The sequence below is a fragment of the Streptomyces lonarensis genome, from assembly GCF_012033735.1.
Lineage (GTDB): Bacteria > Actinomycetota > Actinomycetes > Streptomycetales > Streptomycetaceae > Streptomyces > Streptomyces lonarensis.
Genome location: NZ_JAAVJD010000015.1, coordinates 17924 through 44033 on the forward strand (window position 1 = coordinate 17924; position 26110 = coordinate 44033).

General features: G+C 75.8%; 15 protein-coding genes and 2 pseudogenes. 10 read left to right on the forward strand and 7 right to left on the reverse strand.

Going from position 1 to position 26110, the window contains the following annotated elements:
• The first annotated feature begins 23 nt into the window (after nucleotides 1-23).
• Nucleotides 24-1193: an L-talarate/galactarate dehydratase gene (locus HCN56_RS04115; RefSeq protein WP_167968086.1), complete on the forward strand. Its 1170-nt coding sequence runs from the start codon at nucleotides 24-26 to the stop codon at nucleotides 1191-1193.
• Nucleotides 1194-1292: 99 nt separating this feature from the next.
• Nucleotides 1293-2213, forward strand: a complete 921-nt coding sequence (gene kdgD / locus HCN56_RS04120; protein ID WP_167968087.1) for a 5-dehydro-4-deoxyglucarate dehydratase — start codon at nucleotides 1293-1295, stop codon at nucleotides 2211-2213.
• A gap of 163 nt (nucleotides 2214-2376) precedes the next feature.
• Here the strand turns inward: kdgD and aztD are convergent, their stop codons facing one another.
• The 4 genes from aztD to aztB all read right to left on the reverse strand — a co-directional run bounded on the left by aztD (nucleotide 2377) and on the right by aztB (nucleotide 6889).
• Nucleotides 2377-3603 carry a zinc metallochaperone AztD gene (aztD, locus tag HCN56_RS04125; RefSeq protein WP_376770841.1) on the reverse strand — a complete coding sequence of 409 codons (1227 nt, stop codon included), beginning with the start codon at nucleotides 3601-3603 and terminating at the stop codon, nucleotides 2377-2379.
• Between the two features lie 192 nt (nucleotides 3604-3795).
• Nucleotides 3796-4743, reverse strand: coding sequence for a zinc ABC transporter substrate-binding protein AztC (aztC, locus tag HCN56_RS04130; protein WP_167968088.1), 948 nt, complete (start codon nucleotides 4741-4743; stop codon nucleotides 3796-3798).
• Complete coding sequence (locus HCN56_RS04135; protein WP_167968089.1) at nucleotides 4740-6005, reverse strand: hypothetical protein; 1266 nt, start codon at nucleotides 6003-6005, stop codon at nucleotides 4740-4742. Before HCN56_RS04135 ends, aztC begins: the two co-directional genes overlap by 4 nt.
• Complete coding sequence (aztB, locus tag HCN56_RS04140) at nucleotides 6002-6889, reverse strand: zinc ABC transporter permease AztB (RefSeq protein ID WP_167968090.1); 888 nt, start codon at nucleotides 6887-6889, stop codon at nucleotides 6002-6004. The genes HCN56_RS04135 and aztB overlap by 4 nt, the downstream gene beginning before the upstream one ends.
• Nucleotides 6890-6942: 53 nt before the next feature.
• On the opposite strand from aztB, the gene aztA reads away from it, so the two are divergent.
• The 4 genes from aztA to HCN56_RS04160 all read left to right on the forward strand — a co-directional run bounded on the left by aztA (nucleotide 6943) and on the right by HCN56_RS04160 (nucleotide 11040).
• Entirely contained in the window at nucleotides 6943-7677 is a 735-nt protein-coding gene (gene aztA, locus HCN56_RS04145; protein ID WP_167968091.1) for a zinc ABC transporter ATP-binding protein AztA, read from the forward strand.
• Between the two features lie 295 nt (nucleotides 7678-7972).
• Entirely contained in the window at nucleotides 7973-9370 is a 1398-nt protein-coding gene (locus HCN56_RS04150; RefSeq protein ID WP_167968092.1) for an MFS transporter, read from the forward strand.
• A 47-nt stretch (nucleotides 9371-9417) separates the two neighbouring features.
• Nucleotides 9418-10470 carry a DUF5954 family protein gene (locus HCN56_RS04155; protein WP_167968093.1) on the forward strand — a complete coding sequence of 351 codons (1053 nt, stop codon included), beginning with the start codon at nucleotides 9418-9420 and terminating at the stop codon, nucleotides 10468-10470.
• 108 nt (nucleotides 10471-10578) lie between these two features.
• A complete protein-coding gene (locus HCN56_RS04160; RefSeq protein WP_209312333.1) occupies nucleotides 10579-11040 on the forward strand; it encodes a DUF4190 domain-containing protein in 462 nt (153 codons plus the stop codon).
• 90 nt (nucleotides 11041-11130) lie between these two features.
• Here HCN56_RS04160 and HCN56_RS04165 read toward each other — a convergent pair whose 3' ends face one another.
• The 3 genes from HCN56_RS04165 to HCN56_RS04175 form a co-directional block, all read right to left on the reverse strand.
• Nucleotides 11131-11679, reverse strand: a complete 549-nt coding sequence (locus HCN56_RS04165) for a dihydrofolate reductase family protein (protein ID WP_167968094.1) — start codon at nucleotides 11677-11679, stop codon at nucleotides 11131-11133.
• Nucleotides 11680-11812: 133 nt separating this feature from the next.
• A complete protein-coding gene (locus tag HCN56_RS04170; RefSeq protein ID WP_167968095.1) occupies nucleotides 11813-12190 on the reverse strand; it encodes a glyoxalase superfamily protein in 378 nt (125 codons plus the stop codon).
• Nucleotides 12191-12497: 307 nt separating this feature from the next.
• Nucleotides 12498-12785, reverse strand: coding sequence for a hypothetical protein (locus HCN56_RS04175; protein WP_167968096.1), 288 nt, complete (start codon nucleotides 12783-12785; stop codon nucleotides 12498-12500).
• A gap of 353 nt (nucleotides 12786-13138) precedes the next feature.
• Here HCN56_RS04175 and HCN56_RS04180 point away from each other — a divergent pair, with 353 nt between their 5' ends.
• The 4 genes and pseudogenes from HCN56_RS04180 to HCN56_RS27175 all read left to right on the forward strand — a co-directional run.
• On the forward strand, nucleotides 13139-23623 hold the full coding sequence (locus tag HCN56_RS04180; protein ID WP_312871040.1) for a non-ribosomal peptide synthetase: 10485 nt from the start codon (nucleotides 13139-13141) through the stop codon (nucleotides 23621-23623).
• A gap of 233 nt (nucleotides 23624-23856) precedes the next feature.
• Nucleotides 23857-24063: an MbtH family protein gene (locus tag HCN56_RS04185; protein WP_167968097.1), complete on the forward strand. Its 207-nt coding sequence runs from the start codon at nucleotides 23857-23859 to the stop codon at nucleotides 24061-24063.
• A 78-nt stretch (nucleotides 24064-24141) separates the two neighbouring features.
• Nucleotides 24142-25113 (forward strand): annotated as a pseudogene (locus HCN56_RS04190) (ATP-binding cassette domain-containing protein); the annotation flags it as partial.
• A 509-nt stretch (nucleotides 25114-25622) separates the two neighbouring features.
• Nucleotides 25623-26110 (forward strand): annotated as a pseudogene (locus HCN56_RS27175) (hypothetical protein); the annotation flags it as partial.

Sequence of the window (26110 nt, forward strand, 5' to 3'; positions counted from 1 at the left end):
CCGCACGGACCGAAGTGGTGACCATGACGCTCACGCCCACCAACGCCGCCCAGGTTGCCGGGGAGGCGACCCTCGACCGCATCGCCTGGATCAAGCTCTCCTCGGTCCAGCTGCCGCTGGCCACCCCGATCAGCGACGCCAAGGTCTTCACCGGCCGCCAGAAGCCCATGACCGAGGTCGCCTTCCTCTTCGTGGAGCTCGGCACCGAGCAGGGCCACGAGGGCATCGGCTTCAGCTACTCCAAGCGCGCCGGCGGCCCCGGGCAGTTCGCCCACGCCCGGGAGATCGCCCCGGTGCTGGTGGGGGAGGACCCCAGCGACATCGGGAAGCTCTGGACCAAGCTGGTGTGGGCGGGTGCCTCGGTGGGCCGCAGCGGCCTCGCCACCCAGGCGGTCGCCGCCTTCGACATCGCGCTGTGGGATCTCAAGGCCAAGCGCGCCGGACTGCCGCTGGCCAAGCTGCTCGGCGCCCACCGGGACTCGGTCCGCTGCTACAACACCTCCGGCGGCTTCCTCCACACCCCCATCGAGGAGGTGCTGGACAACGCCACCGCCACCCTGGAGAACGGGATCGGCGGCATCAAGATCAAGGTCGGCCACCCGGAGGCCGGCGTCGACCTCGCCCGGGTGAGCGCTGTCCGCGAGCGCATCGGGGACACCGCCCCCCTCATGGTCGACGCCAACCAGCAGTGGGACCGGCCCACCGCCCAGCGCATGGGCCGCGCGCTGGAGGAGTTCGGCCTCGTCTGGATCGAGGAGCCCCTCGACGCCTACGACGCCAAGGGCCACGCCGCGCTCGCCGCCTCCCTGGACACCCCGATCGCCACCGGCGAGATGCTGGCCAGCGTCGCGGAGCACTACGAACTCATCCGGCACGACGCGGCCGACATCATCCAGCCCGACGCACCCCGCATCGGCGGGATCACCCAGTTCCTCAAGCTCGCCACCCTCGCCGAGCACCACAACCTGCAGCTGGCGCCGCACTTCGCCATGGAGATCCACCTCCACCTGGCAGCCGCCTACTCCAGCGAGCCGTGGGTCGAGCACTTCGACTGGCTCGAGCCGCTGTTCAACGAGCGGCTGGAGACCCGCGACGGCCGCATGTGGGTCCCCTCCCGCCCCGGTCTCGGCGTCACCCTCACCGACCAGGCGCGCGCCTGGACGACCGAGACCCACGAGGTCGGCGTCCGCTGACCGGCGGCACCCGCCGCACCGGCGCCCGCCACCGCGCGGCGCCCCCCGCTTCGCACCCGCCCCCTGTTCCGACCTCCGACTCCCGAGGAGCACCCCGCCATGACCCTGGCCCCCGACGAGCTCGCCCGCCGCATCGGCTCCGGCCTGCTGTCCTTCCCCGTCACCCACTTCCGTGAGGACCTGAGCTTCGACGAGGCCGCCTACCGGGAGCACGTCGCCCACCTCGGCCAGTACGAGGTCGGCGGGCTGTTCGCCGCCGGCGGCACCGGCGAGTTCTTCTCCCTCACCCCCGCCGAGGTGGAGCAGGTCACCGCCGCCGCCGTCGACGCGGCGCCCGCCGGCACCCCGATCCTGGCGCCGGCCGGCTACGGCACCCGCACCGCGATCGAGCTGGCGCAGTCCGCCGAGCGCGCCGGCGCCGACGGCATCCTGCTGTTCCCGCCCTACCTCACCGAGGCCGGCCAGAACGGCCTGGCGGACCACGTCGAGGCCGTCTGCAAGGCGACGGACCTGGGCGTCGTCGTCTACTCCCGCGCCAACGCGGTCTACGCGCCGGACACCCTGGAGCGGCTGGCGGAGAGCTGCCCCAACCTCGTCGGGTACAAGGACGGCCGCGGCGACATCGAGGCGATGACCCGCATCTACGCCCGCCTCGGCGAGCGCTTCACCTACATCGGCGGTCTGCCCACCGCGGAGCTGTTCGCCCTGCCCTACCTGGAGCTGGGCGTCACCACCTACTCCTCGGCGATCTTCAACTTCCTGCCGGAGTTCGCGCTCGACTTCTACACCGCCGTCCGCGAGCGCCGTCACGACACCGTCCTGAGCCACCTGCGGGAGTTCGTGCTGCCCTACACGGAGATCCGCAACCGCGAGGCGGGCTACGCCGTCAGCATCGTCAAGGCCGGCCTGACGGCCGTCGGCCGCACCGCCGGCCCGGTCCGCCCGCCGCTCACCGACCTCACCGAGGCCGAGCTGGCCGAGCTGACCGCCCTCGTCGGCAAGCTCCCCAAGGCGGCCTGACCCGCCGTCCCGCCCCCGGCGCGAACGCCCGTGGCCCGGACCCGCTTCAGCGGGTCCGGGCCACGGGCGTTCCGGGCGGCGGCGCCCGTCCGGGCGCAGCCGCCGTCGCGGTTCAGTGACCGTCGCGGCTCAGCGGCCGTTGTGGCTCAGTGGCCGGCGCGGTTCAGTGGCCGGCGACCACGCCGGTCAGCTCGTTGGGCGCCGAGGGCAGCGTCACCGAGGCGGTGATCTCACCCGAGGCGAGGTCCACCGCGTGCAGCTCGTCGGTGGCCGGCGCCGAGACGTAGGCCGTCCCGCCGCGCACGAACAGCGCCGGACGGGGCTGCTGCCAGTCCAGCGGCTCCTCCCAGGAGTCGATGACGGCGATCGAGTCGGTGACCTCGCCGGCCTCCGGGTCGATGACGTGCAGCGCACCGTCGGTGCCCAGCACCAGCGCCTCACCGGCCGGGCCGCGGCCCAGCGAGCGGAAGGTGTAGCTGGTGCCCAGGTCGACCAGGTTCAGCTCGCCGGTGGCGGTGTCCACCAGGGCGACGCGCTCCGGGCGCTCCAGCTCGGCGTCGGGGTCGCTCTTGTAGTCACCCAGCACCACCGGGGAGTTGTCGCTGCCGGCCTGGTTGCCGATGCGGCCGTAGTCGTCCGGGCTGTCGATCTTGGTGAAGGCGCCGTCCTGGTAGATCAGCAGGCCGTCCTGGCAGCCGACCACCAGCGTCTCGTCCTGCGCCGCCGCCTCACCGTGGACGCCGGGGCAGTCCTCGTTGCGGGCGATCTCCTCGCCGTCCGCGTCCAGCACCATGGCGCCGATGCGGGACTCGGGGTCGCCGAGAGTGGTGAGCAGCTCGCCGTTGGAGAGTTCCACCGCGACGCCGTGGTGCGCGTGCTCGGCGGTCCAGGTGCGGCTCGGCTCGGGGTCGCCGTCGGCCAGCTCGGTCGGGTCGAAGACGATGACCTCGCCGGTGCCGTCGAAGAACAGCACGGTCTTGTCCGCGTGCCGCACGACGTGGCCGGGGGTGTCGCCGGGGAACTCGGTGCCGCTGAACTCGCCGGTGGTGGCGTCCAGCACGCGGAAGCCCGCCGAGGTGGAGACCATGACGTGCCGGTCGTCACCGGCGGGGTTGAGGCGGTTGAAGCCGTCGAGCTCGATCTCGGCGGCGACGTCGAGGGTCTCGCCGTCCAGGACGAGCAGGCCGCCGTCGAAGGTGGCGACCAGCGGGTCGTTGACCGGGTCGGTGACCGGTGCGGCGGACTCCTCGGTGGCGGCGTCGTCGGCCGCCGACGTGGTGTCGTCCTCGCCGCTGCCGCAGGCCGACAGCACCAGGGCGGTCAGGGCGGTCAGGGCGACGGCCGGTACGGCGCGACGGCGAGCCGTGGTGATCCGCGGGGTGGTGTTCACGGTGGGGTGTTTCCTCTCGGACAGCCGCGGGGGTTCCGCGGCACGTGGGTGGGGCGCGTCGGCGCAGGGGAGGCCGCCGGCCGCCGCCTGGGGCGGCGTCGGGGACGCGCGGGGGACCGGGACGGTCCGGGGGAGTGGGGAGTGAGTGGGCAGCGGGGAGTGGCCGGGTCGCGGCACGGGCCGGCCCGCGGGTCAGCCGGTGCCGGTGAGCCCTTCGCTGATCGCCGCGGTGTTGGCGCGCATCATCTCCAGGTAGGTTCCGGCGCCCTCGCCGGGTTCGGTGAGGGACTCGGTGAACAGCGGGATGACCTCGACCGTGCCGCCCATCTCCTCCCGCAGCACCTGGGCCAGCCGGTCGGGCTGCGAGGAGTCGGCGAAGACCGCCCGCACCCCGGCCTCCCGCATGGCGTCGGTGAGCGAGGCGAGATCGGAGGAACTGGGCGAGGCGAGCGTGGTCCCGCCCGGCACGATGGCGCCGATCACCTCGAAGTCGAACCGCTCGGCGAGGTAGCCGAAGACGTGGTGGTTGGTCACCAGCTTGCGGTCCTCCGCGGGGATGGCGCCGAACGCGTCGGCCATCTCGTCGGTGAGCGCCGCCAGCTCGGTGTCGTACCGCTCGGCGTTGGCGCGGATCGCGGCGTCGTCGATGTCCGGCACGTGCTCCAGCACCTGCTCGGTGATGACGGCGGTCGCGGTCCGCATCCGGTCGGGGTCGGTCCAGAAGTGCGGATCGGGGGCGCCCGCGCCGTCCTCGCCGCGGTAGGGCAGCGGATCGGCGGCCTCGCCGACGGCGACGACGGGGACACCCGACCCGGCGGCGGCCTCCACGTGGCGGATGACGTTCTCCTCCAGCCCCATGCCGTTGTGCACGACCAGATCGGCCTCCTCCAGCATCGCCGCCTCCACGGCGGAGAGGCCGAAGGAGTGCGGGTCGGCACCGGCGCGCATCAGCACCGTGACCTCCGCCTCGTCGCCGATCACCTCGCGGGCGACGTCCCCCAGGATGTTGGTGGTGACCACCACGTGGGGCCGGTCCTCCCCGGCCGCACCGCAGCCGGCGGCGGTGGCGGACAGCAGGGTCGCGAGCAGCGTCGCGGGCAGCAGGCGGCGGCGCGGGGGCCGCGGGCTCCGGCGGGTCATCGTCCCGCCTCCACCATCAGGGCCGGCACCGGACCGGCATCGAACGAGCGGGCCACCCGCAGGTCGTCGGCGTGGTCGATCTCGAGCACCGTCCCGGAGGCGGCGTCGTTGACGTACGCGCGGGAGGTGGTGATCTCGATGACGGGCGCGGGCAGGTCCCCGTCCGCCGGCACCGGACCGGTCAGCGGATCGGCGGTGGACGCCAGCGGCGAGCCGTCCGTGACGTCGTAGGAGGTCAGGGTGCCGTCGTCGGAGAGCGCCAGCAGCGGGCCCTCCTCCCCGGCCGTGGTGGTGGCGACCACCGGGCCGGTCTCGACCCGCCGCCACTCGCGTTCGGTGACGTCCAGGAACCAGACGGCCTCCCGGCCGGCGAGCGCTGCCAGCGCGTTCGACCCCGAACGGTGGTGGAACGATTCGGCACGGTCGGCCGGGTCGGTCCCCTCCGGGTAGGGGATCTCCTCGACGGCGAACTCCCCGTCGGCCTCGGTGACCAGCAGCGCCTTGTCGGCGCAGCCGAGCACCACGCCGCGGCGGGTGACCGCGTCGCCCAGCGGCTCCTCGCAGGTGGTCTCCCACCGGTCGTGCTCACCGCCCTCCCGCGTCAGGACCGTCACAGTGGGATCGGCGCCCGCGGCGTCCAGCGCCACCAGATGCTCGCGGAACGGCACCACCGGTGCGGCGAACCGACCGTCCAGCGGCTCTGCCTCCGGCAGCTCCGTGGCGTCGTGCTCCTCCAGCGGGCGGCGCGGCAGCACCGAGGCGCCGCCGTCCTCCGCCGTGGCGACCAGAACGCCGGCGTCGGCGCGGACCGCGACCGGTCCGCCGGGCAGTGCGCCGAACTCGCGCACCGCGGCCCGGTAGTGGTGGACGTGGTCGCCGTGGTCGGTGGTCCACGCCCCGGTGTCCACCAGGGTGGTGCCCTCCGCGGTGCGGAGGTGGGCGAACCGGCCGTCGCCGGTCAGGGCGGTGAGAGCGGTGACGTCGTCCGTGTCCGTGAGCGGGTGGAACTCCTCGGATATCAGGTCCAGTACCCCCGCCTCGCCCGTGGCGGGGTCGGCGAGCAGCAGCCGGGTCTGCTGCTCCGCGGTCTCCTCGGCGCCCTCGACGTAGCCGTGCGGCACGTCCTCGGCGGCGGAGGCGGTGGTCTCCTCGGCGGGTTCGGTCGTGGTGTCCCCGCCGGCGCAGCCGGCGGGGAGCAGCGCGGTCAGCGCGGCGGCGGCCGCGGCGCCCCGGCGTCGGGGGGAGCGGATGGTGCGTGTCATGCGGGTTGCCTCACAGCGGCGGGTCGGGGGGTGGGGGCGTCGGTCCCGGTCGCGGCCGCCGGGCGGACCAGGCGGTCGCGGGCCGCGGAGACGGCGACGGAGACGAAGAACTGGGCGACGGCGACCGCCGCCACGGTGGCGCCGGCGGCGGTGCCGAGGTGCCAGGAGAGGAGCAGGCCGAGGAAGGTGGCGCTGACACCGAGCGCTGCGGCCCCGGCCATCACCGCGCCGACCCCGCGCGCCCAGGGCAGCGCCGCCGCGGGCGGCGCGATCAGCAGACCCAGCACCAGCAGGGTGCCGACGATGTGGAACGAGGCGACGATCGCCAGCGTCAGCAGCCCCAGCAGGGCGGCGTGGGCGAGCCGTGGCCGCAGCCCTAGGGTGTGGGCGGTCCGCTCGTCGAAGGCGAGGGCGAGGAAGGCGCGATGGCCGGCGGCGGCCGCGGCCGCGGCGACGGCCAGCGCCACCGCCAGGTGCACCAGGTCCCTCTCGCGCACGGCGAGGACATCGCCGAAGAGGAACCCGGTCAGGTCCACGGCGAACGACTGGGACCGCGAGACGATGATCACGCCCAGCGCGAGCATGCCGACGAAGAGCAGGCCGATGCCGGTGTCCCGCGACAGTCGCCGCACCCGGGCGAGCCCGGTGACGCCGGCCGCCATCACGGCGGCGCTGGCGGCGGCCCCGACCAGCGGGTTCCCGCCCAGCAGCGCGGCGATCGCGACACCGGGCAGCAGCCCGTGCGCCATCGCGTCACCGAGGAACGCCATGCCGCGCAGCACCACCCAGGTGCCGGCCAGCGCGCAGATCAGCGAGACCAGCACGCCGCCGAGCAGGGCGCGTTGTACGAAGGCCACCTCGAAGGGGGCGGTCAACCACTCCATGGCACGCACAATACAATGAAAACGATTATCGGTTACAAGAGGGGGCTACCCGCATGGCCACGACACCCGCGTCCGCCACCACCGCACCGGCGGCGCGCCCCGCCCGTGTCGAGATCACCGGACTCCACGCCGGGTACGCCCGCCGCTCCGTACTGCACGACGTCACCGCCACCGTCCCCACCGGCGCCACCACCGCGCTGGTCGGGCCCAACGGATCGGGGAAGTCGACGCTGCTCTCCGTGCTGGCCGGCGTGCTGCGCCCCACCGCCGGCACCGTCCGTCAACCGGAGGGCACCCGCCCGGCGTTCGTGCCGCAGCGCGGCACCGCCGCCGAGGCGCTGCCGCTGACGGTGCGCCGCACCGTCGCCATGGGCCGCTGGGCGGAACGCGGCCCCTGGCGGCGGCTGACCCGCACGGACCACGCCGCCGTCGAGGCCGCCATGGACCGGCTCGACATCGGCGATCTGGCCGACCGCCAGCTCGCCGAGCTCTCCGGCGGCCAGCACCGCCGCGCGCTCATCGCGCAGGCGCTGGCGCAACGCTCGGACCTACTGCTGCTCGACGAACCCGGCACCGGGCTCGACGCCGACGCCCGCGCGGGGATCGACGACCTCCTCCGCGACCTCGCGGCCGAGGGCGTCACCGTCGTGCAGGCCACCCACGACCTCGCCGCCGCCCGCCGCGCCGACCACGTCCTGCTGCTGCGCGGCGGACGCCTCCACGCCGCCGGCCCGCCGCGGACCGCGCTCACCGCCGACACCCTCACCGCGCTCTGGCTCACCGACTGACCCGCCGCGCGCTCCGGACGCCCGACCGCAGTGGCGCCCGCACCACCCGTGCCCCTGGCGTCGCTGCCGTCCGGACACCGGGGGTCCCGGCCCCGGCGGCGAGCAGCGCTTCCCGGCCGCCCACCAGCCGGAAGTGGCCCTCCTCACGCCCGCACGGGCCTGTCGCCCCCCGGGGACCTGGAAGAGTGGATGGCATGTCCAGGAGAACGGAAACGCCCGCCGTCCCCCCGCCCCGCACCGGCCCCGACCGCCGTCCCGGCCGCGGCCTCCCGGACACCGCACCGCGGCGCACCCGGTGAGGGCCGGGTACGCCGTCTGGCTCGCCGCGCTCCTGGCCTACGTCATGGCGGTGTTCCACCGCACCTCGCTCGGCGTCGCCGGTCTGGAGGCCGCCGACCAGCTCGGGGTCGGCGCCGGCGCGCTCTCCGCCTTCGTCCTGCTCCAGGTCGTCGTCTACGCCGCCGGCCAGGTCCCCGCGGGGATGGCCGTGGACCGCTGGGGGGCGCGGGCCGCCCTCACCACCAGCGGCCTGCTGCTCTTCCTCGGGCAGGGCACGCTCGCCCTCTCCGACTCGTTCGCGCTCGCAGCGATCGCCCGGGTCCTGGTCGGCATGGGCGACGCGCTCGTCTTCGTCTCCGTGCTCGGGCTCATACCCCAGTGGTTCCCCGCCGCGCGGGTGCCAGTGCTGACGCAGGTCACCACCTTCCTCGGGCAGACCGGGCAGGCGCTCTCCGCCGTTCCGTTCCTTGCCCTGCTGCACGGCATCGGCTGGACCCGTGCCTTCGCCGTCGCCGCCGTGGCGAGCCTTCTCACCGGCGTCTTCGCCTGCGCGGTGGTGCGCCGCGGCCCCTACGCCGCCGTGCGCGCCGAGCGGACGGCCCGCCCTGCGCCGGAGCCCGAGCCCGCAGGCGGGCGTCGCCGCCGTCCGGGCCGCCGCCCGCGACCCGCCCGCGAGGTCGCGCTGTGGCGGGTGCCCGGCATCCGGCTCGCCTTCTTCGGGCACATGGGCACGCAGTTCTCGATGATGGTCTTCTCCCTGCTGTGGGGCGTGCCCTACCTGGTCGGCGTCCACGAACGCTCCGCGACCACCGGCGCCCTGCTGATCACCCTGATCGTCGTCACCGCGCTCTGCCTCGGTCCCCTCGTCGGCATGCTCGCCGCCCGCTTCCCCGCCCGCCGCGACCGGATCTTCCTCGTCGTCATCGCCGTCACCGCCGCCACCTGGACCGTGGTCCTCGCCTGGCCCGGGGCGGCACCGATGTGGCTGCTGGTGGTGCTCGTCGTGGTGCTCGGCATCGGCGGCCCGGCCTCGGTGGTCGCCTTCGACGTCGCCCGCGCCAGCCTGCCCCCGCACCGCTGGGGCGTCGCCCAGGGGGTCGCCAACCTCGGCGGCTACAGCGCCACCCCGGCCGCGCTCGCGGTCATGGGTGTCGCGATGACGCTCCTCGGCGGGCTGGACAACCCGGCCGCGCTGCGCTGGGCGTGGCTCGCCCAGTACCCGCTCTGGGCGCTCGCCGTCGTGGGCATCCTGCTCGCTGCCCGCGACATGCGGCGCGAGACTGCTGCGGGCGCCGCCCCCGGCGTCCCGCCCGTCGCGGCCGGCGCGCGCCGTACCGCGTCCGCTCCTCGGAGCGAGGGCCGCTCGGACGTTCGAACGACGTCGGACAGCGCACCCCCGCTTCGGTCGGAATGACGCCGTTCCGCTGACGCGCCGCCACCGGCTGTGCACACAATGCGCGGATGACCAGCGACGAAGAGACGTGCACCCCGCCCCTCGTCATGCGCGTGGAGCAGTCCGACCATCCCGTAGCCGCGGCCATGGAGGCGGACGCCGCCCTCGCCGCCCGGCGGTACCGGCACTACACCGTCCGCGGTCCGCTCTTCGGCGTCGCCGCGCAGTGCCCCGACAACCCGGACCGCTGGGAGGTGGTCTGCCCCGTCACCGATGCCTCGGGCCAGCAGGCGAGGGACCGGCTCCAGTCGGCCTTGTTCTTCCGGGCCAAGGACGACATCGACGACCCGGCGCAGCGCCGCCGGCTGGTCGCCGGGGTCGCCGTCCTGGAGAAGGAGCCCGTCGACGAACTGGTCGTCGACGGCCGCCGCTACCGGGTGGTGCGCGCCGACGAGTTCCTCTACCTCGACGACGACGGGCCGGAGACCGCCCGGCCGACCGACCCCCAGCCGGCCCGCCCCGAGTGGGACCCGCGCATCCGCGAGCCCGAGCCGGACGAGGGCCACGTCATCGACCACACCGCCGCCTCCGGTCTCATGGCCGGCGCGGAGCGGCTCGCCCTGCGCGACCTCGCCTACCGCGCATCGAGCTACCCCGAGCAGGTCCGCCGGGATTCGGAACGCGCCCTGGAGACCCATCCGGGGGTGGTGCTGCTGCCGGCGTCCTTCCGCGTCGTGGAACGCTGTCCGGGCGGCTGGGAGATGACCGCCGGTCCCTTCGCGACCGCCCACCACGCGCGGACCTTCCTCTACGCCGCGCTCAAGCTCACCTTCCCGATGCTGCTCGACCTCGACGAGGAGGAGAAGGCCGAGTACGCCCGCATCGCCGAGGAGTGGCGGAGCCGCGGCGAGGGCAACCGGCTGCAGGTGGGGGAGAAGGAGTACTCGATCGCGCGCATCGGCCGGCTCGTGCGGATCGGCCCCGACGGGCCGGAGGGGCCCCGCCCCTCCGACATCGACCCCCACGGCCCGATGCGGATGCACCCGCGCATGGACGACGACGGCACGCTCCACGACGACGACGAGGAGTACGACCTCCTCGACGCCGCACGCGACGCCTGACGCCGGGCCCCGTGACCGGAAGTGCACCCTGCCGCCCACCGCTCGTTTGCGGCTCGGCCGGCCGGGCACAAGATCGCTCACTCGACCGGCCGACCGGAAGGCAGACGGATGACGACCCCGCACGACGGTGACCGCGACCGCCAGGACCCGGTGCCCGGTTTCAGCCCGCCCTCGGAGGGATGGAGCCCGCCCCCGGAGGAGAAGCACGCGCCCGGCCCAGGAGGAGGGAGCAACGGCCTCGCCGTCGCCGCGCTGGTCACGGGCATCGCGGCGGTGCTCCTCTTCTGGACGGCGATCGGCGGCGTCCTCCTCGGGATCGCCGCGCTGATCACCGGCATCCTCGGTGTCCGCCGTGCTCGGCGCGCCGCCGCCGGCAGGAGCACGATGTCGCTGATCGGCGCGGTGCTCGGCGGGCTCGGCCTGATCGGCGGCGTGCTGGTGCTGATGCTCGGCGTCGCGATCTGGAACTCCGAGGAGTTCGGCAACCTGCGCGAGTGCGTGGACGCCGCCGACACCCAGGAGGAGCTGGACCAGTGCGACCGGGACTTCCAGGACGAGGTCGAGAACTGACCTCCGCGCCACCCCGGCGCACCCACCGCTGACACCGCCGTGGCCCGGGCCGGCGCACCGAACGGCGCGCCGACCCGGGCCACGGCGCCGTCAGTTCCGGCGCACCCGGTACCGGAGGTCGGTCGAGTAGGGGCCGCGGTCCACCGAGAGCGGTTCGAGCGCGACCGGCCCGGCGTCCGGGGCGTCGAACAACCGGACACCACCACCGAGCAGCACGGGGACCACGCAGGTCAGCACCTCGTCCAGCACCCCGGCCGCCAGGCACTGCCGCGCCACGTCGGCGCCCAGCACGTTCACCGTCAGCCCGCCGGCCGCCTCCCGGGCGGCCCGTACCGCGGTGTCGAGGTCGCCGACGAAGGTCACCCCGGGGACGGGGTGGGGCGGCGGACGGTGCGTCAGCACGAACTGCGGTCCGCTCCACCCGCCGCCGAACGCCTCGCCCTCGCCCTCCGTGTCCCGGTAGGGGTCGTCGCCGCCGAAGGTGCGCCGCCCGATCAGCAGCGCCCCGACCTCCGCCGCGAGCGGGGCCGGCTCACCGCCCGGCGGCGGGAGCAGTGGCGCCAGCCAGGACATGTCCCCCTCGGGGCCGGCGATGAAGCCGTCCAGCGACATGGAGACGGAGTACAGCAGTCCGGCCACGGCCGGCCTCCTCGGGGCTCGGGGACGCGCGGGCGGCGGCGGGAGCGCCGCCGCGCCGGGGCGTCGTCAGGTGGGTCGGTCGGAGCGACGGGCGGTCGGTCGGAGCGACGGACGGGGTGCACTCGGGGTGCGCTCAGGGCAGCGGTGTGCCGATCCGCACCCGGTTGCCGTCCGGGTCGCGGAGCTCCGCCTCGCGGGCCCACGGCATCGCGGCCACCGCGGCGCCGAACTCGGCCGCGGCGGCGTCGACGTCCCGGACCCGCAGGTAGATCAGGCCGTCCGGCGGCGCGTCCCCGGCGTGCTCCGAGAGGAAGAGCGTCACCGCGCCTCGCCGCAGTTCCAGGAAGAGCGGCAGCCCCGGGGCGAACCGGTGCTCCCAGGTCACCGCGAAACCGAGCCGCGCGTACCAGTCGGCGGCGCGCCGCGCGTCGCTCACCCGCAGCACCGGGACCGCTTCCTCCACGGGCGCCCGCTCGTGCGGATGCGCGGCGGTGCCCTCGTCGTCCGTCATCCTCGCATCGTGGCAGAGCCGACTGACAGAACCGGCCGACGGCGCGCGGGGCCCGGCCCGACGGGCGCCGGCCGGGGCGGTGCGCCGAACGGTACCGGGCGTGAGGCGTTCCGGGCGTGAGGCGTTCCGGGCGTGAGGCGCGGGCGTCGCCCCGGCGTGGGGCGTGAGGCGCGGGCGTCACCCCGGCGTGGGGCGTGAGGCGCGGGCGTCACCCCGGCGTGGGGCGTGGGGCGGCCGTCCGCGCGCTGTCCTGTCGGGCGCCGAGGCCGTACAGGGCAGCGCACGGCCCGGCCGTGCGCCCCGGGGGTCAGCCGCGGACGGAGCAGAAGGCGAGTAGGCAGAAGTTCATGCCCTGCACGCCCTGCGCACCGCCGCCGCCCGCGTGAGTCTCACAGGAGGCCAGCAGGCAGAACTGCCAGCCCTGCACCAGCGAGCCGCCGCCCGAGCCGGCGTTCGACTGGCCCGCCGGTGCCACCGTCCCGGTGTGCGTGACCTTCTGCGGGGTCGCCGCCTGGGCCCCCGTCGCGGTCAGCGCCACCAGTGCCGCCGCCGCGCCCATCGCCGTTGCCAGGCGCCGACCGTGGGTGTTCCTCATCGTGAAGTCTCCGCTCGTGTGAACGACTGTCGTCCGTGTGTGTTCGTCACGACCCCCCGAACGGACTGGTGTGATCACCGGATTGCGGTGAGTTATGGGGATGAGGTCACCTCCTGTGACGCCAGTCACATCACCAATCTCTCTGTGCCATCGGTGCCGAACGCAGGGTCAAAGTACGATCTGGCCCGTGGGGGAACGCACCGTGACAAAGCACCACACGTCGCGCTGATCCGCGTTCACCACTCCATGCCCCGGGGTGCGTCGGCCCACCGTCGACCACGCCCCGGGTGCGCCGGCACGACCGGCGCACGGCCGAGCTGCCGCCGACTCCTCTGTGCTAGGTGTGATCACGAGTGTCCGACCTGTCCGCCGCCCGCCTGCCCCTGACCGCCGGCCAGCTCGGTCTCTGGTTCGCCCAGAAGATCGACCCCACCAGCCCCGCCTACAACATCGCCGAGTACGCGGACATCCGCGGACCCCTCGACCCCGCACTGCTCCGCCGGGCCGTGCGGCGGGTCACCGGCGAGGCGGACGCGCTGCGGGTGACCTTCGGCGAGGCCGACGAGGTCCCGTACCAGCGCGTGGCGGACCACCTGGACATACCCGTGGCCGAGGTCGACCTGCGCGCCGAGGCGGACCCCGCCGCGCGGGCGCACCGGCTGATGGCCGAGGCGCTGGAGACCACCGCCGACACCGGCACCGGCCCGCTGGTCTCGCTGATGCTGCTGCGCCTGGCGGACGAGCACTGGTACTTCCACCAGCAGGTCCACCACCTGGCGATCGACGGCTACGGGGCCGCGCTGGCCCTCGGCCGCATCGCCGACGTCTACACCCGGCTCGCCAGCGACCCCGGCGGGGAGATCCCGCCGTTCCACGCCCCGCTCGACGCGCTGCTGCGGGAGGAGGCCGACTACCGCGGGTCCGAGGAGTTCGCCACCGACCGGGCCTTCTGGAACGACTACCTGCGCGGCATGCCCGAACCCGTCGGCCTGCGGGACGCGGCCGCCCCGCCCGCCCGCACCGCGCTCCGCACCGGCCGCGCGTTCGACCCCGACTGGCTCGCACGGCTCCGCGACGCGGCCCGCGCGGCCGGCGCCGGCTGGCCGACGCTCTTCATCGCCGCCACCGCCGCCTACCTGCACCGGGCACGCGGCCAGTCCGAGGTCGTCCTGGGGCTGCCCGTCACCACCCGCCGCACCGACACCGCGCGCCTCACCCCGGCGATGGTCTCCAACGTGCTGCCGCTGCGGTTGGAGGTCTCCCCGGCCGACACCGTGCAGGACCTGCTGCGCCGCACCTCCCGCACGGTGCGCACCGTCCTGCGCCACCAGCGGTTCCCCTCCGAGGAGCTGCGGCGCGAGCGCGGCCTGCTGGGACGCCGCGACCGGCTCACCGGGCCCGTCGTCAACGTGATGGCCTTCGACGACAGCCTCGCCTTCGGCCCCGGGCGCGCCACCCTCCACAACCTGTCCATCGGGCCCGTCGAGGACATGGCGCTGGCCGCCCACGCCTCCTTCGCCGACGGCGGACTCCGTCTCGACCTGCTCGGCAACCCCGACCTCCACGCCGCCGACGACCTCGCCGTCCACCACGCGCGGATCACCCGACTGCTGGAGTCGTTCGTCGCCGCGCCCACCGCCCCGCTCGGCGCGGTCGGCCTCCTCGGCGAGGACGAGCGGCGCCGCGTCGTGGCAGCCGGTACCGGACCGCTGCCGGCCCCGCGCGACCCGGCCCTCGGGGCCGACGCCCCGCGGCCCGCCGCGGACCCCGGGACCCTCACCGCGCGGTTCGCCGCCCAGGCCGCCCGCACCCCCGGCGCCACCGCCGTCGTCGCACCCGACGGCTCGCTCACCTTCGCCGAACTCGTCGCGCGCGTCGAGGAACTCGCCGGCCGGCTCGCCGCCCGCGGCGCCCGCCCCGGCACCCGGGTCGCCGTCGCCGCGGCCCGCTCGCGCGACCTGGTCGTCGCCCTGCTCGCCGCGATGCGCTGCGGCGCGGCCTACGTGCCCGTCGACCCGTCCTACCCGGCCGAGCGCACCGCCCACCTCCTCGGCGACGCCGACCCCGTCGCCCTGGTCGCCGACCCCGCCACCGCCGCCGCGGTCGACCCCGCCGGCCGGCGCACCCTCGTCGCGCCCGACCCGGCGGACGACCCCGGCGCGCCCACCGCCGTGCCCCGGGCTCCGGCCCGCGCCGACGCCGCGTACGTCATCTACACCTCCGGCTCCACCGGGCGCCCCAAGGGCGTCGAGGTCGAACACCGCTCGCTGACCAACCTGCTGGAGCACCACCGGCTGGAGTCGCACGCCGCCGCCGAGGACGCGCTCGGCCGCCCGCTGCGCGTGGCGCTGACCGCCGCCACCTCCTTCGACGCCTCGCTCGACCCGGTGCTGTGGATGGTCGCCGGCCACGCGCTGCACATCGTCCCCGACGAGGTGCGCCGCGACCCGCAGGCGCTCGTCGCCCACCTCCACGCCCACGGCATCGACGCCATCGAGACCACCCCCACCTACCTCCAGCAGCTCCTCGGCCACGGCCTGTTCGAGGACGACCGCCGCCCGACCGTCGTCGCCCTCGGCGGCGAGGCCGTCAACGACGCCCTCTGGCAGGAGCTGTCGGCCCACCCGGGGCTGTCCGTCTTCAACTTCTACGGGCCCACCGAGACCACCGTCAACGCCGTCACCACCCGGCTCTCCGGGGGCAGCCCCGTCATCGGCCGGCCCGTCGCCGGCGCCCGCGCCTACGTCCTCGACGCCGGGCTCCACCCGCTGCCCACCGGGATGGCGGGAGAGCTCTACCTCGCCGGCGCGGGCGTCGCCCGCGGCTACGCCGGCCGCGCCGGGCTGACCGCCGACCGGTTCCTCGCGGACCCGTTCGGCGCGCCGGGCAGCCGCATGTACCGCACCGGCGACCTCGCGCGCTGGCGTGCCGACGGGACCCTGGAGTTCCTGGGCCGCACCGACCGGCAGATCAAGGTGCGGGGCCACCGCGTGGACCCCGGCGAGATCGAGGCCGCGCTCACCGCGCTCCCGGGCGTCACCGAGGCCGCCGTCCTCACCCGCCCCGGCGCGGGCGGCGAGCTGCTCGCCGCCTACGTGGCCGTGACCGACCCGCAGGCGGGCGACCCCGCCGGCCTGCGGGCCCGCCTCACCGCCGCGCTGCCCGGCCACCTGGTGCCCGCTCTCTACGCCACCGTCGAGCGGCTGCCGCTCACGCCCAACGGCAAGCTCGACACCGACGCGCTCCCCGAGCCGAGCGCCCCCGCCGCAACCGACGACGAGCCGCCCCGCAACGACACCGAGGCGGCGGTCTGCGCCGTCTATGCCGACGTCCTCGGCGTCGACCGCGTCGGCCGGGACAGCGACTTCTTCGACCTCGGGGGGCACTCCCTGCTCGCCGCCCGGGTGGTGGCCGGCCTGCGCGCCGCACTCGGCACCGAGCCCCCCATCCGGTTCCTGTTCGAGTCGCCCACCCCCGCCGCCCTCGCCGCCCGCCTCGACGAGGCGCCCGGCTCCGCCCGTCCCGCGCTCACCGCCGCCGAGCGCCCCGCGCGGCTGCCGCTCTCCCCGGCCCAGCAGCGGCTGTGGCTGCTGGAGCGCATGGGCGAGGGCGGCGCGACGTACACCATCCCGGTCGCGCTGCGGCTGACCGGCACCCTCGACCGCGCCGCGCTCCACGCCGCGCTCCACGACCTCGTCGCCCGGCACGAGAGCCTGCGCACCCTCTTCCCCGAGGACGCCGAGGGCCCGTACCAGCGGGTGCTGCCCGCCGACGCGACGGACGTCCCGCTGGACGAGGCGCCCTTCGGGGAACGGCCCGGGCCGCACACCCCGCGCGCCTTCGACCTCACCCGGGAGATCCCGCTCCGGGCCGCACTCCACACCCTCTCCGACCACAGCCATGTGCTGGTGGTGACGTTGCACCACATCGCGGCGGACGGGTGGTCGATGGGGCCGTTGTCGCGTGATCTGTCGGCGGCGTATGCGGCGCGGTTGTCGGGTCGGGCGCCGGGGTGGGAGCCGTTGGCGGTGCAGTACGGGGATTACGCGGTGTGGCAGCGTGAGGTGTTGGGCTCGGTCGAGGATGTGTCGTCGCGGGCCGCTGAGGAGTCGGCGTTCTGGCGGGAGGCGTTGGCCGGGTTGCCGGAGGAGTTGCCGCTGCCGGTGGACCGGCCCCGCGGCACCGCGCCCGCCGCCGGCGGCGGCAGCGTGCCCCTCACGCTGGACGCCACCGCCCACGCCCGGCTGCGGGACCTGGCCCGGGCGTCGGGTGCGAGTCCGTTCATGGTGCTGCACGCGGCGCTGGCGGTGCTGCTCTCCCGGATCTCCGGTACCTCGGACGTCGCGGTGGGCACACCGGTGGCCGGTCGTACCGACCAGGCGTTGGCGCCGCTCATCGGGTTCTTCGTCAACACGCTGGTGCTGCGGGCGGACACCTCCGGTGACCCGACGTTCCGGGAGCTGCTGGCGCGGGTGAAGGAGACCGACCTCGCCGCCTACGCCCACCAGGAGCTGCCGTTCGAGCAGTTGGTGGAGGAGATCAGCCCCGCCCGGTCGCTGGACCGCCACCCCCTCTTCCAGGTGATGCTCAGCCTCAACAACAACGAACCGCCGCGGCTCTCCCTGCCCGGCCTCGCCGTCGACCGCGAGGAGTCCGTCGGCCGGATCGGTGCCAAGTTCGACCTCACCGTCGACCTCGCCGAACACCACGACACCGACGGCCGGCCGCTCGGCATCGCCGGGGAACTGGAGTACAGCCGCGAGCTGTTCGACGAGTCCACCGCGCTGCGCATCGCGGCCCACCTCACGCGGCTCGTCGACGCCGCCCTCACCGACCCCGACACCCCCGTCACCGACCTGGAGTTCCTCGACGACGCCGAGCGCGCCGCCGCCCTGGACCGCGCCGAACCGGGCCGCAGCACCCCGCCCGCGCCCGGCCGGACCATCGTCGACGTCCTCACCACCCAGGCGCTGGTGACCCCCGAGCGCGTCGCCGTGGCCGACGCCGACGGCCCGCTGGCCTTCGGCGACCTGATCGACGCGGCCGAGGAACTGGCCCGCCGCCTCCACCACGCCGGCGTCCGCCCCGGCGACCGCGTCGCCGCCGCCCTGCCCCGCACCCGCCTCCAGATCATCGCGCTGGTCGCCGTGCTCCGCCTCGGCGCCGTCCACGTCCCGCTCGACCCCACCCACCCCGCCGAACGCAACCGGCTCGTCCTGGAGACGGCCCGCCCGGCCCGCGTCCTGACCACCACCGCCCTCGCCGTCGGCCTGCCCGCGGGCCGGTGGCCGCTGCTCAACCTCGACGAGACCACCGCCGTGCCCACGGGCGCCCGCGCCCCGCTGCCCGACGGGCCCGCCCCGCGCGACGCCGCCTACGTGCTGTACACCTCCGGCTCCACCGGCACCCCCAAGGGCGTCGTCGTCGAGCACCACTCGCTGGTCAACCTGCTCGCCGGCCACCGCGACCAGCTGATCGGCCCCGCCGAGGCCGCCGCCGGGGGCCGGCCGCTGCGCGTCGCCCTCACCGCCGCCGCCACCTTCGACGCCTCCTGGGACCCGGTGCTCTGGATGGTCGCCGGCCACGAACTGCACCTCGCCGACGACGACGCCCGCCGCGACCCCGAGGCGCTCACCGCCTTCCTGCGGCAGCACGCCGTGGACGTCCTGGAGACCACCCCCTCCTTCCTCGCCGAACTGCGCACCGCCGGCCTGCTGGCGGAGGGGACCCACCGGCCGTCGGTCGTCGCCCTCGGCGGCGAGGCGGTCGGCGCCGACCTCTGGCACGAGCTGGCCGACCTCCCGGACGTCGCCGGCTGGAACCTCTACGGCCCCACCGAGACCACCGTCGACAGCGTCGTCGCCCCCGTCACCGCCGACACCCCGCCGCGGATCGGCCACGCGGTCCCCGGCAACCGCGCCTACGTCCTCGACGGCCGCCTGCGGCCCGTGGCCCCCGGCGTCACCGGGGAGCTCTACGTCGCGGGCGCCGGCGTCGCCCGCGGCTACGACCGCCGACCGGGGCTGACCGCCGACCGGTTCCTCGCCGACCCCTACGGCGGCCCCGGCGCGCGGATGTACCGCACCGGCGACCTCGTCCGCCGCCACGACGACGGTTCCCTGGAGTACGCCGGCCGCGCCGACGGGCAGGTCAAGATCCGCGGCCACCGCGTGGAGACCGGCGAGGTGGAGGCCGCGCTGCTGCGCCACCCCGCCGTCGCCCGCGCCGCCGTCGCCGTCCGCCCGGACGCCTCGGGCGCCGCCGCGCTCGTCGCCTGGGCCCTCCCCGTCCGCGACGCCGAGGACGCACCGACCGCCTCCGACCTGCGCGACTTCCTCCGCGGCAGCCTCCCCGGCTACATGGTCCCCGCCGCCGTCGGGGTGGTGGACACCTTGCCGCTCGGCGTCCATGGCAAGACCGACACCACCACCCTGCCCTGGCCGGCCGACGGGAGCCCCGACGAGGTGGCGCCGCCCCGCACCCCCCGGGAGCGCGAGCTGTGCGCACTCTTCGCCGACATCCTCGGCCGGGCCGCGATCGGCCGCGACGAGAACTTCTTCGACCTGGGCGGCCACTCCCTGCTGGCCACCCGCCTCGTCGCCCGCATCCGCACCGCCTTCGGGGTCGAACTCCCTGTGCGCGCGCTGTTCGAGGCGCCCACCGCGGCCGCGCTCGCCCCCCGCATCGACACCGCCGAAGCGGCACGCCCCGCCCTGCGCCCGGCCGCGCTCACCGGCCCCGCCCCGATGTCCCCGGCGCAGCGCCGGCTGTGGTTCCTCCACCGGCTCGACCCCGACGACCCCGCCTACCACCTGCCGCTCGCCGTCCGCCTGACCGGCACCGTCGACCGGGAGGCGCTGCGCGCCGCGCTCGGTGACCTCACCGACCGGCACGAGGTGCTGCGCACCGTGCTGGCCGTCCCCGGCGACGGCCGCCGCGCAGGCGACGGCGACGGGCACGGCGGGGACGGCGACGAGGCCGTGCAGCGGGTGCTGCCGGCTGCGGAAGGCCGCCCCGAACTGGGCGAGCGGACCGTCACCCCCGAGGCGCTGCCCGACGCGCTGCGCGAGGAGTCGGGCCGCCCCTTCGACCTGGCACGCCGCACCCCGCTGCGCGCCACCCTGCTCTCCACCTCCCCCGAGAGCCATGTGCTGGTGGTGACGTTGCACCACATCGCGGCGGACGGGTGGTCGATGGGGCCGTTGTCGCGTGATCTGTCGGCGGCGTATGCGGCGCGGTTCTCGGGTCGGGCGCCGGGGTGGGAGCCGTTGGCGGTGCAGTACGGGGATTACGCGGTGTGGCAGCGTGAGGTGTTGGGCTCGGTCGAGGATGTGTCGTCGCGGGCTGCTGAGGAGTCGGTGTTCTGGCGGGAGGCGTTGGCCGGGTTGCCGGAGGAGTTGCCGCTGCCGGTGGACCGGCCCCGCGGCACCGCGCCCGCCGCCGGCGGCGCCGTGCCGCTGCCGCTGACCGGGACGACCGGCGAGAACGTCGAACGTCTTGCCCGGAGTTCGGGTGCGAGTCCGTTCATGGTGCTGCACGCGGCGCTGGCGGTGCTGCTCTCGCGGATCTCCGGTACCTCGGACGTCGCGGTGGGCACACCGGTGGCCGGTCGTACCGACCAGGCGTTGGCGTCGCTCATCGGGTTCTTCGTCAACACGCTGGTGCTGCGGGCGGACACCTCCGGTGACCCGACGTTCCGGGAGCTGCTGGCGCGGGTGAAGGAGACCGACCTCGCCGCCTACGCCCACCAGGAGCTGCCGTTCGAGCAGTTGGTGGAGGAGATCAGCCCCGCCCGCTCGCTGGACCGCCACCCCCTCTTCCAGGTGATGCTCAGCCTCAACAACAACGAGTCGCCCACCCTTGCGCTGCCCGGTCTGCGCGCGGAGCCCGCGCGCGTCGAGACCGGAGGCGCCAAGTTCGACCTCTCCTTCAGCCTCGGGGAGACCACCACGGCGGCCGACCCGGCGGCCGGCGCCCTCGGCGGCACGTTGGAGTACCGCTCCGACCTGTTCGACGAGGCGACCGCCCGCCGCCTGGCGACCTGGTTCGCCCGCCTGCTGACCGCCGCCACCGCCGCGCCCGACGCCCGCCTGTCGGAACTGCCGCTGCTCTCCGGGGAGGAGACCTCGCAGCTGCTCGCCCTCGGCGACGGCGGGCCCGCGCCGGAGGCCCCCACCACCCTGGTCGAGCGCTTCCACGCCGCGGTGGCGGCCGCTTCGGAGGGGGCGCACGCCCTCGTCGCCCGGGACGGCCGCCTCGACTTCCCCGAGCTGCTGGCCCGCGCCACCCGGCTCGCCCGCGAACTGCGGGAAGCGGGCGTGGCCCCCGGGGACCCGGTGGCCACCGTGCTGCCGCGCACCACCCACGCCGTCGTCGGCATGCTCGCCGGCTGGACCGCCGGCGCCGTGCACACCCCGCTGGACGCGGCCCTCCCCGAAGGCCGCATCCGGACCGTGCTCGCGGAGGCCCGCCCGGCGCTGACGCTCGTCACCGCCGACACCGCCCACCTGCTGCCCCCGGAGGCGCCCCGACTCGTCCTCGACGAGCCCGGCACCGCCGCCCGGATCGCCTCCCGCACCGCCCAGCCCCTCCCCGACACCCCGCGGCCCCAGGACCCCGCCTACCTGATCCACACCTCCGGCTCCACCGGCCGCCCCAAGGGCGTACTGGTCGAACACCGCGCCATCGCCCGGCTGCTGGAGCACCACCGGCGCACCCTCTACCGCCCCGCCGCCCGGGAGGCGGGCGACCGCACGCTGCGCGTCGCGCTCACCGCGTCGCTCTCCTTCGACGCCTCGCTCGACCCGGTGCTGTGGATGCTGGCCGGCCACGAACTGCACCTCGCCGACGAGGATGTCCGCCGCGACCCGGAGGCGCTGGTCGCCTGGGCCCACGAGCACCGCGTCGACGTGCTGGAGACCACCCCCTCCCACCTGGAGCAGCTGCTGGACGCCGGGCTCCTCGACGACGGCCCCGACCGGCCGGGTGCCCACCGCCCCCGGGTCCTCGCCCTCGGCGGCGAAGCCGTCCCCACCGGACTGTGGCGCACCCTGGCCGCCGCCCCCGGGGTGCGCGCGGTCAACCTCTACGGGCCGACCGAGGCGACCGTCGACACCCTGACCGCGCCCGTCGGCGCCACCGCGACCCCCGTGCTGGGCCGCGCCGTCGCCGGCACCCGGGCCTACGTCCTCGACGCGGCGCTGCGTCCCACCCCGCCCGGCGTCACCGGCGAGCTGTACCTCGCCGGCGACTCCCTGGCACGCGGCTACCCGCAGCGCCCGGGTGAGACCGCGCAGCGCTTCCTGGCCGACCCGCACGGCCCGGCGGGCAGCCGGATGTACCGCACCGGCGACCTGGTGCGCCGCACCCCCGACGGCGAACTCGCCTACGTGGGCCGGGCCGACGACCAGGTCAAGGTACGCGGTTTCCGCGTCGAGCCCGACGAGATCGCCGCGGTCCTCGCCGAAGCGCCCGGTGTCTCGCGCGCCGCGGTGGTGCTGGACACCGGCGCCGGTGCCCCGGCCGGCGGACGGCTGGTGGCTTACCTCGTCCCCGCGGCCGACGGCGGCACCGGCGCCGAGGCGGGCGAGACGCGTGAGTCGGGCGAGTCGGGCGAGTCGGGAGGGGGAGCGGCGACGCTGACGGCCGCCGTCCGCGAGCACGCCGCCCGCACCCTCCCCGGCCACATGGTCCCCGCCGCCTGGGCCGTCCTGGAGCGGCTGCCGCTCACCCCGAACGGCAAGCTCGACCGGGCCGCGCTGCCCGCGCCCGCCCAGGGCGGCGCCCCCGCCGGACGCGGCCCGCGCACCCCCCGCGAGGACGTGCTCTGCGCGCTGTTCGCCGAGGTCCTCGGCGTGGAGCAGGTCGGCGCCGAGGAGGACTTCTTCGCCCTCGGCGGGCACTCGCTGCTCGCCGCCCGGCTCATCGGCCGCGTCCGGGAGTCCCTCGGGGTGGAGCTCGGCATCCGCGTGCTGTTCGAGGCGCCGACCGTCGCCCGGCTCGCCGAACGCCTCGCCGACGGCGCCACCGACGACTCGCTGTCCGTGCTGCTGCCGCTGCGTCCCGCCGGGGACCGGCCGCCGCTGTTCTGCGTCCACCCCGCCGGCGGTCTCGCCTGGGTGTACGCCGGACTGCTCCAGTACCTGGAAGCCGGGCAGCCCGTGCACGGGTTGCAGATGCCCAACCTCGCGGGGACCGAGCCGTTCCCCGAGTCCATCACGGCGATGGCCGACCGCTACGTGCGGGAGCTGCGCGCCGTCCAGCCGCACGGCCCCTACCGGCTGCTCGGCTGGTCCTTCGGCGGCAACGTCGCCCAGGAGGTGGCAGCGCGGCTGGAACAGGCCGGCGAGGAGGTGGCGCTGCTGGCCCTGCTGGACGCCTTCCCGCTCCCGCCGCTGGACGACCTGGACAGCGCCGACCGCGACACCGTCTTCCGCGCGCTGCTGCTCAACGTGGGCGTCGAGTCCGCCGTCCTGGAGGGCGACGCACCGCTGGACGCCACCACGGTGCGCGACGCGTTCCGCGAGTCCGGCAGCCCGCTGGGAGCGCTGGAACCGGCGACCATCGACCACATGGTCGACAACTTCGCCGGCCAGTCCCAGCTGATGCGGCAGCACACCCCGAGCGTCTTCAGCGGCGAGACGTTGTTCTTCACCGCCACGGTCGGCCTCCCCGAACAGCTGACGCTCGACCTCTGGACGCCGTACCTCACCGGTCGGCTCCGCAACACCGACGTGGCGTGCACCCACGCCCAGATGATGCAGCCGGAGCCCCGGCAGCACATCGGGTCCGTGCTCTCCGCGGCGCTCCGCGACCTTCCCGACACACCGCGGCGGTAATCCCGCCCCCGTACCGGCCGTCCGCGGCGCCCGCCCTTGCCCGGGGCGGCGCCGCGGCGGACGGTGACGCGCCCGGCCTACGCGGGGCAAGCCCCGCCGGCCCCGCCCGTCCCGAGAACATCAGCAGACCCACCAATCCGATCGTTCACACCATCCGAACTACCTATGAGCGCCGACACCGTGGCCGACCGCCACGCGACCGGCCCAGCCGTCACCACGCCGGAGGAGCCACCATGACGAACCCGTTCGACGACCCCGCCGTCCAGCACCGCGTCCTCGTCAACGACGAGGGCCAGCACTCGCTGTGGCCCGAGTTCGCCGCCATCCCCGACGGGTGGGACGAGGTCCTCGCCCCCGCCGAGCGCGCCACCTGCCTGGAGTACGTCGACCGCAACTGGACCGACCTCACCCCCCGCAGCGCGATGGCCGCCGCCGAGTGACCGGCGGGGCCACGGCGGGACGCCGTGGCGCCGCCCGCTCCCACCCCACACCGACCCAGGCGGAAAGGACGCACCCCGGTGCCGGACCAGTCACACGCGATCACGGCCGAGGGCCTGACCCGATCCTTCGGCGACCGCCGCGCACTGGACGGCGTCGACCTCGCCGTCCCGACCGGCACCGTACTGGGGCTGCTCGGCCCCAACGGCGCGGGCAAGACCACCACCGTCCGCGTCCTGGCCACGCTGCTGCTGCCCGACGGCGGCACCGCCCGGGTCGCCGGCCACGACGTGGTCCGCGAACCCGACGCCGTGCGGCGCCGGATCGGGCTCTCCGGCCAGTACGCCGCCGTGGACGAGAAGCTCACCGGCCGCGAGAACCTCTACCTGGTCGCGCGGCTCTACGGGATGCGCCGCGCGGCGGCCCGCCGCCGCGCCGACGAACTGCTCGCCCGCTTCCGGCTGGAGGAGTTCGCCGACCGCCCCAGCGGCTCCTTCTCCGGCGGCACCCGCCGGCGGCTGGACCTCGCCGGTGCCCTGGTCGCCAGGCCACCGGTGGTGGTCCTCGACGAGCCCACCACCGGCCTCGACCCCCGCGGCCGCGCCGACACCTGGGAGTCGGTCCGCGAACTCGTCGCGGAGGGCACCACCGTGCTGCTCACCACGCAGTACCTGGAGGAGGCCGACCAACTCGCCGACGCCGTCTGCGTCATCGACCGCGGCCGGGTCGTCGCCCGCGGCACCGCGGCGGCGCTGAAGGCACGCGTCGGCGGCGAACGGCTCTCCGTCGTCGTGCCCGACCCCGACCACCGCGTCACCGCCCACGCCGTCCTGGCGGCGACCGGCCCCCACACCCCCGAGGCCGGGGAACGCGGGCTGATCAGCGTCGCCACCGACGACGGCCCGGCCGCGCTGGAACACGCCCTGCCCCGGCTGCGCGCCGCCGGGGTGACGCTCGGCGAGGTCACCCTGGCCCCGCCCACCCTGGACGACGCCTTCCTCGCCCTCACCGGCCGGGCGGGTTCCCCACCCGCGGCCACCGGCCCGCAGCCCCCCGACGTCGACGGCACCGGCAGCACCGGCAGGCCGTGCGCGCCGCGCGCGCTGCTGATGACGGCGGCGAGGAAGCCGCCCGCGCGCGGCGAGGCACGCTCGGTGAGCCAGTCGTCGGTGATCTCGCAGACGCTGACGCCCGAGTCGGTGCCGCGCAGCACCAGCGGCAGCGTGTGGACCACGGTGGACGGGAAGCTCAGCACCCGGCGGCCGATGGGCCCGGTGCGGGCGACCAGCTCCAGTGGCAGGTCGGGGCGGACGATCTCCAGCCCGGCGAGGGCGGCGACGCGCTTCAGCTTCTCCGGTCCCTCCTTGCGGTGGGCGAGGTAGCGGGTCACGCCGTACTCCGCGGCGAGCGAGGCGACGGCACCGAGGTAGCGGTCCTCGTGTATCACCCCGGTCTCCACCAGCGAGGTGCCGACCAGGTCGGAGCCGCCGGTGATCTGCGGCGGCCCGAACCGGCCGCGGGTCCAGGCCAGGTCGTTGCGACGGACGGTGACGCCCGGCGGGTGCTCGACCGGCATGGCGGTGAAGACCTCGACCTCGCGGCCCTCCACCGGGCTGAGCCCCCGCAGCGCCCGGCGGGCGACGGGGGCGAACAGCGCGGCGCGGGCGCCGCGGGGCGCCGCCGCGCGGTGCCAGCGCACCAGCGGCTCGCCGCGGGACAGCTGGGCGGTGAACTCCATGGTCGCGGTGCCGTCGTCCACGACGACGACCCGGCGGGTGTCGGAACCGGCCAGCAGCAGCTGCGCCCAGCGAGAGAACGGGTCGCCGATGACCAGCCGGTCGGCGGCGCGCAGCCGCCGGGCCAGGGCGGGCCAGGCGCCGGGGCCGGCCGGTCCGCGGACCTCGCGCCACAGCAGCTGGTGGCCCTCGTCGCGGGCGAGGCCGGACATCCGCAGCAGCTGGCCCCGGGTGGTGGCGTTGCGGGGCGGGAGCACGACGACGGTCAGCTCGCCGGGGGCGAGCGGCGCGTCGGCGGCGCCCGGTGCCGCGG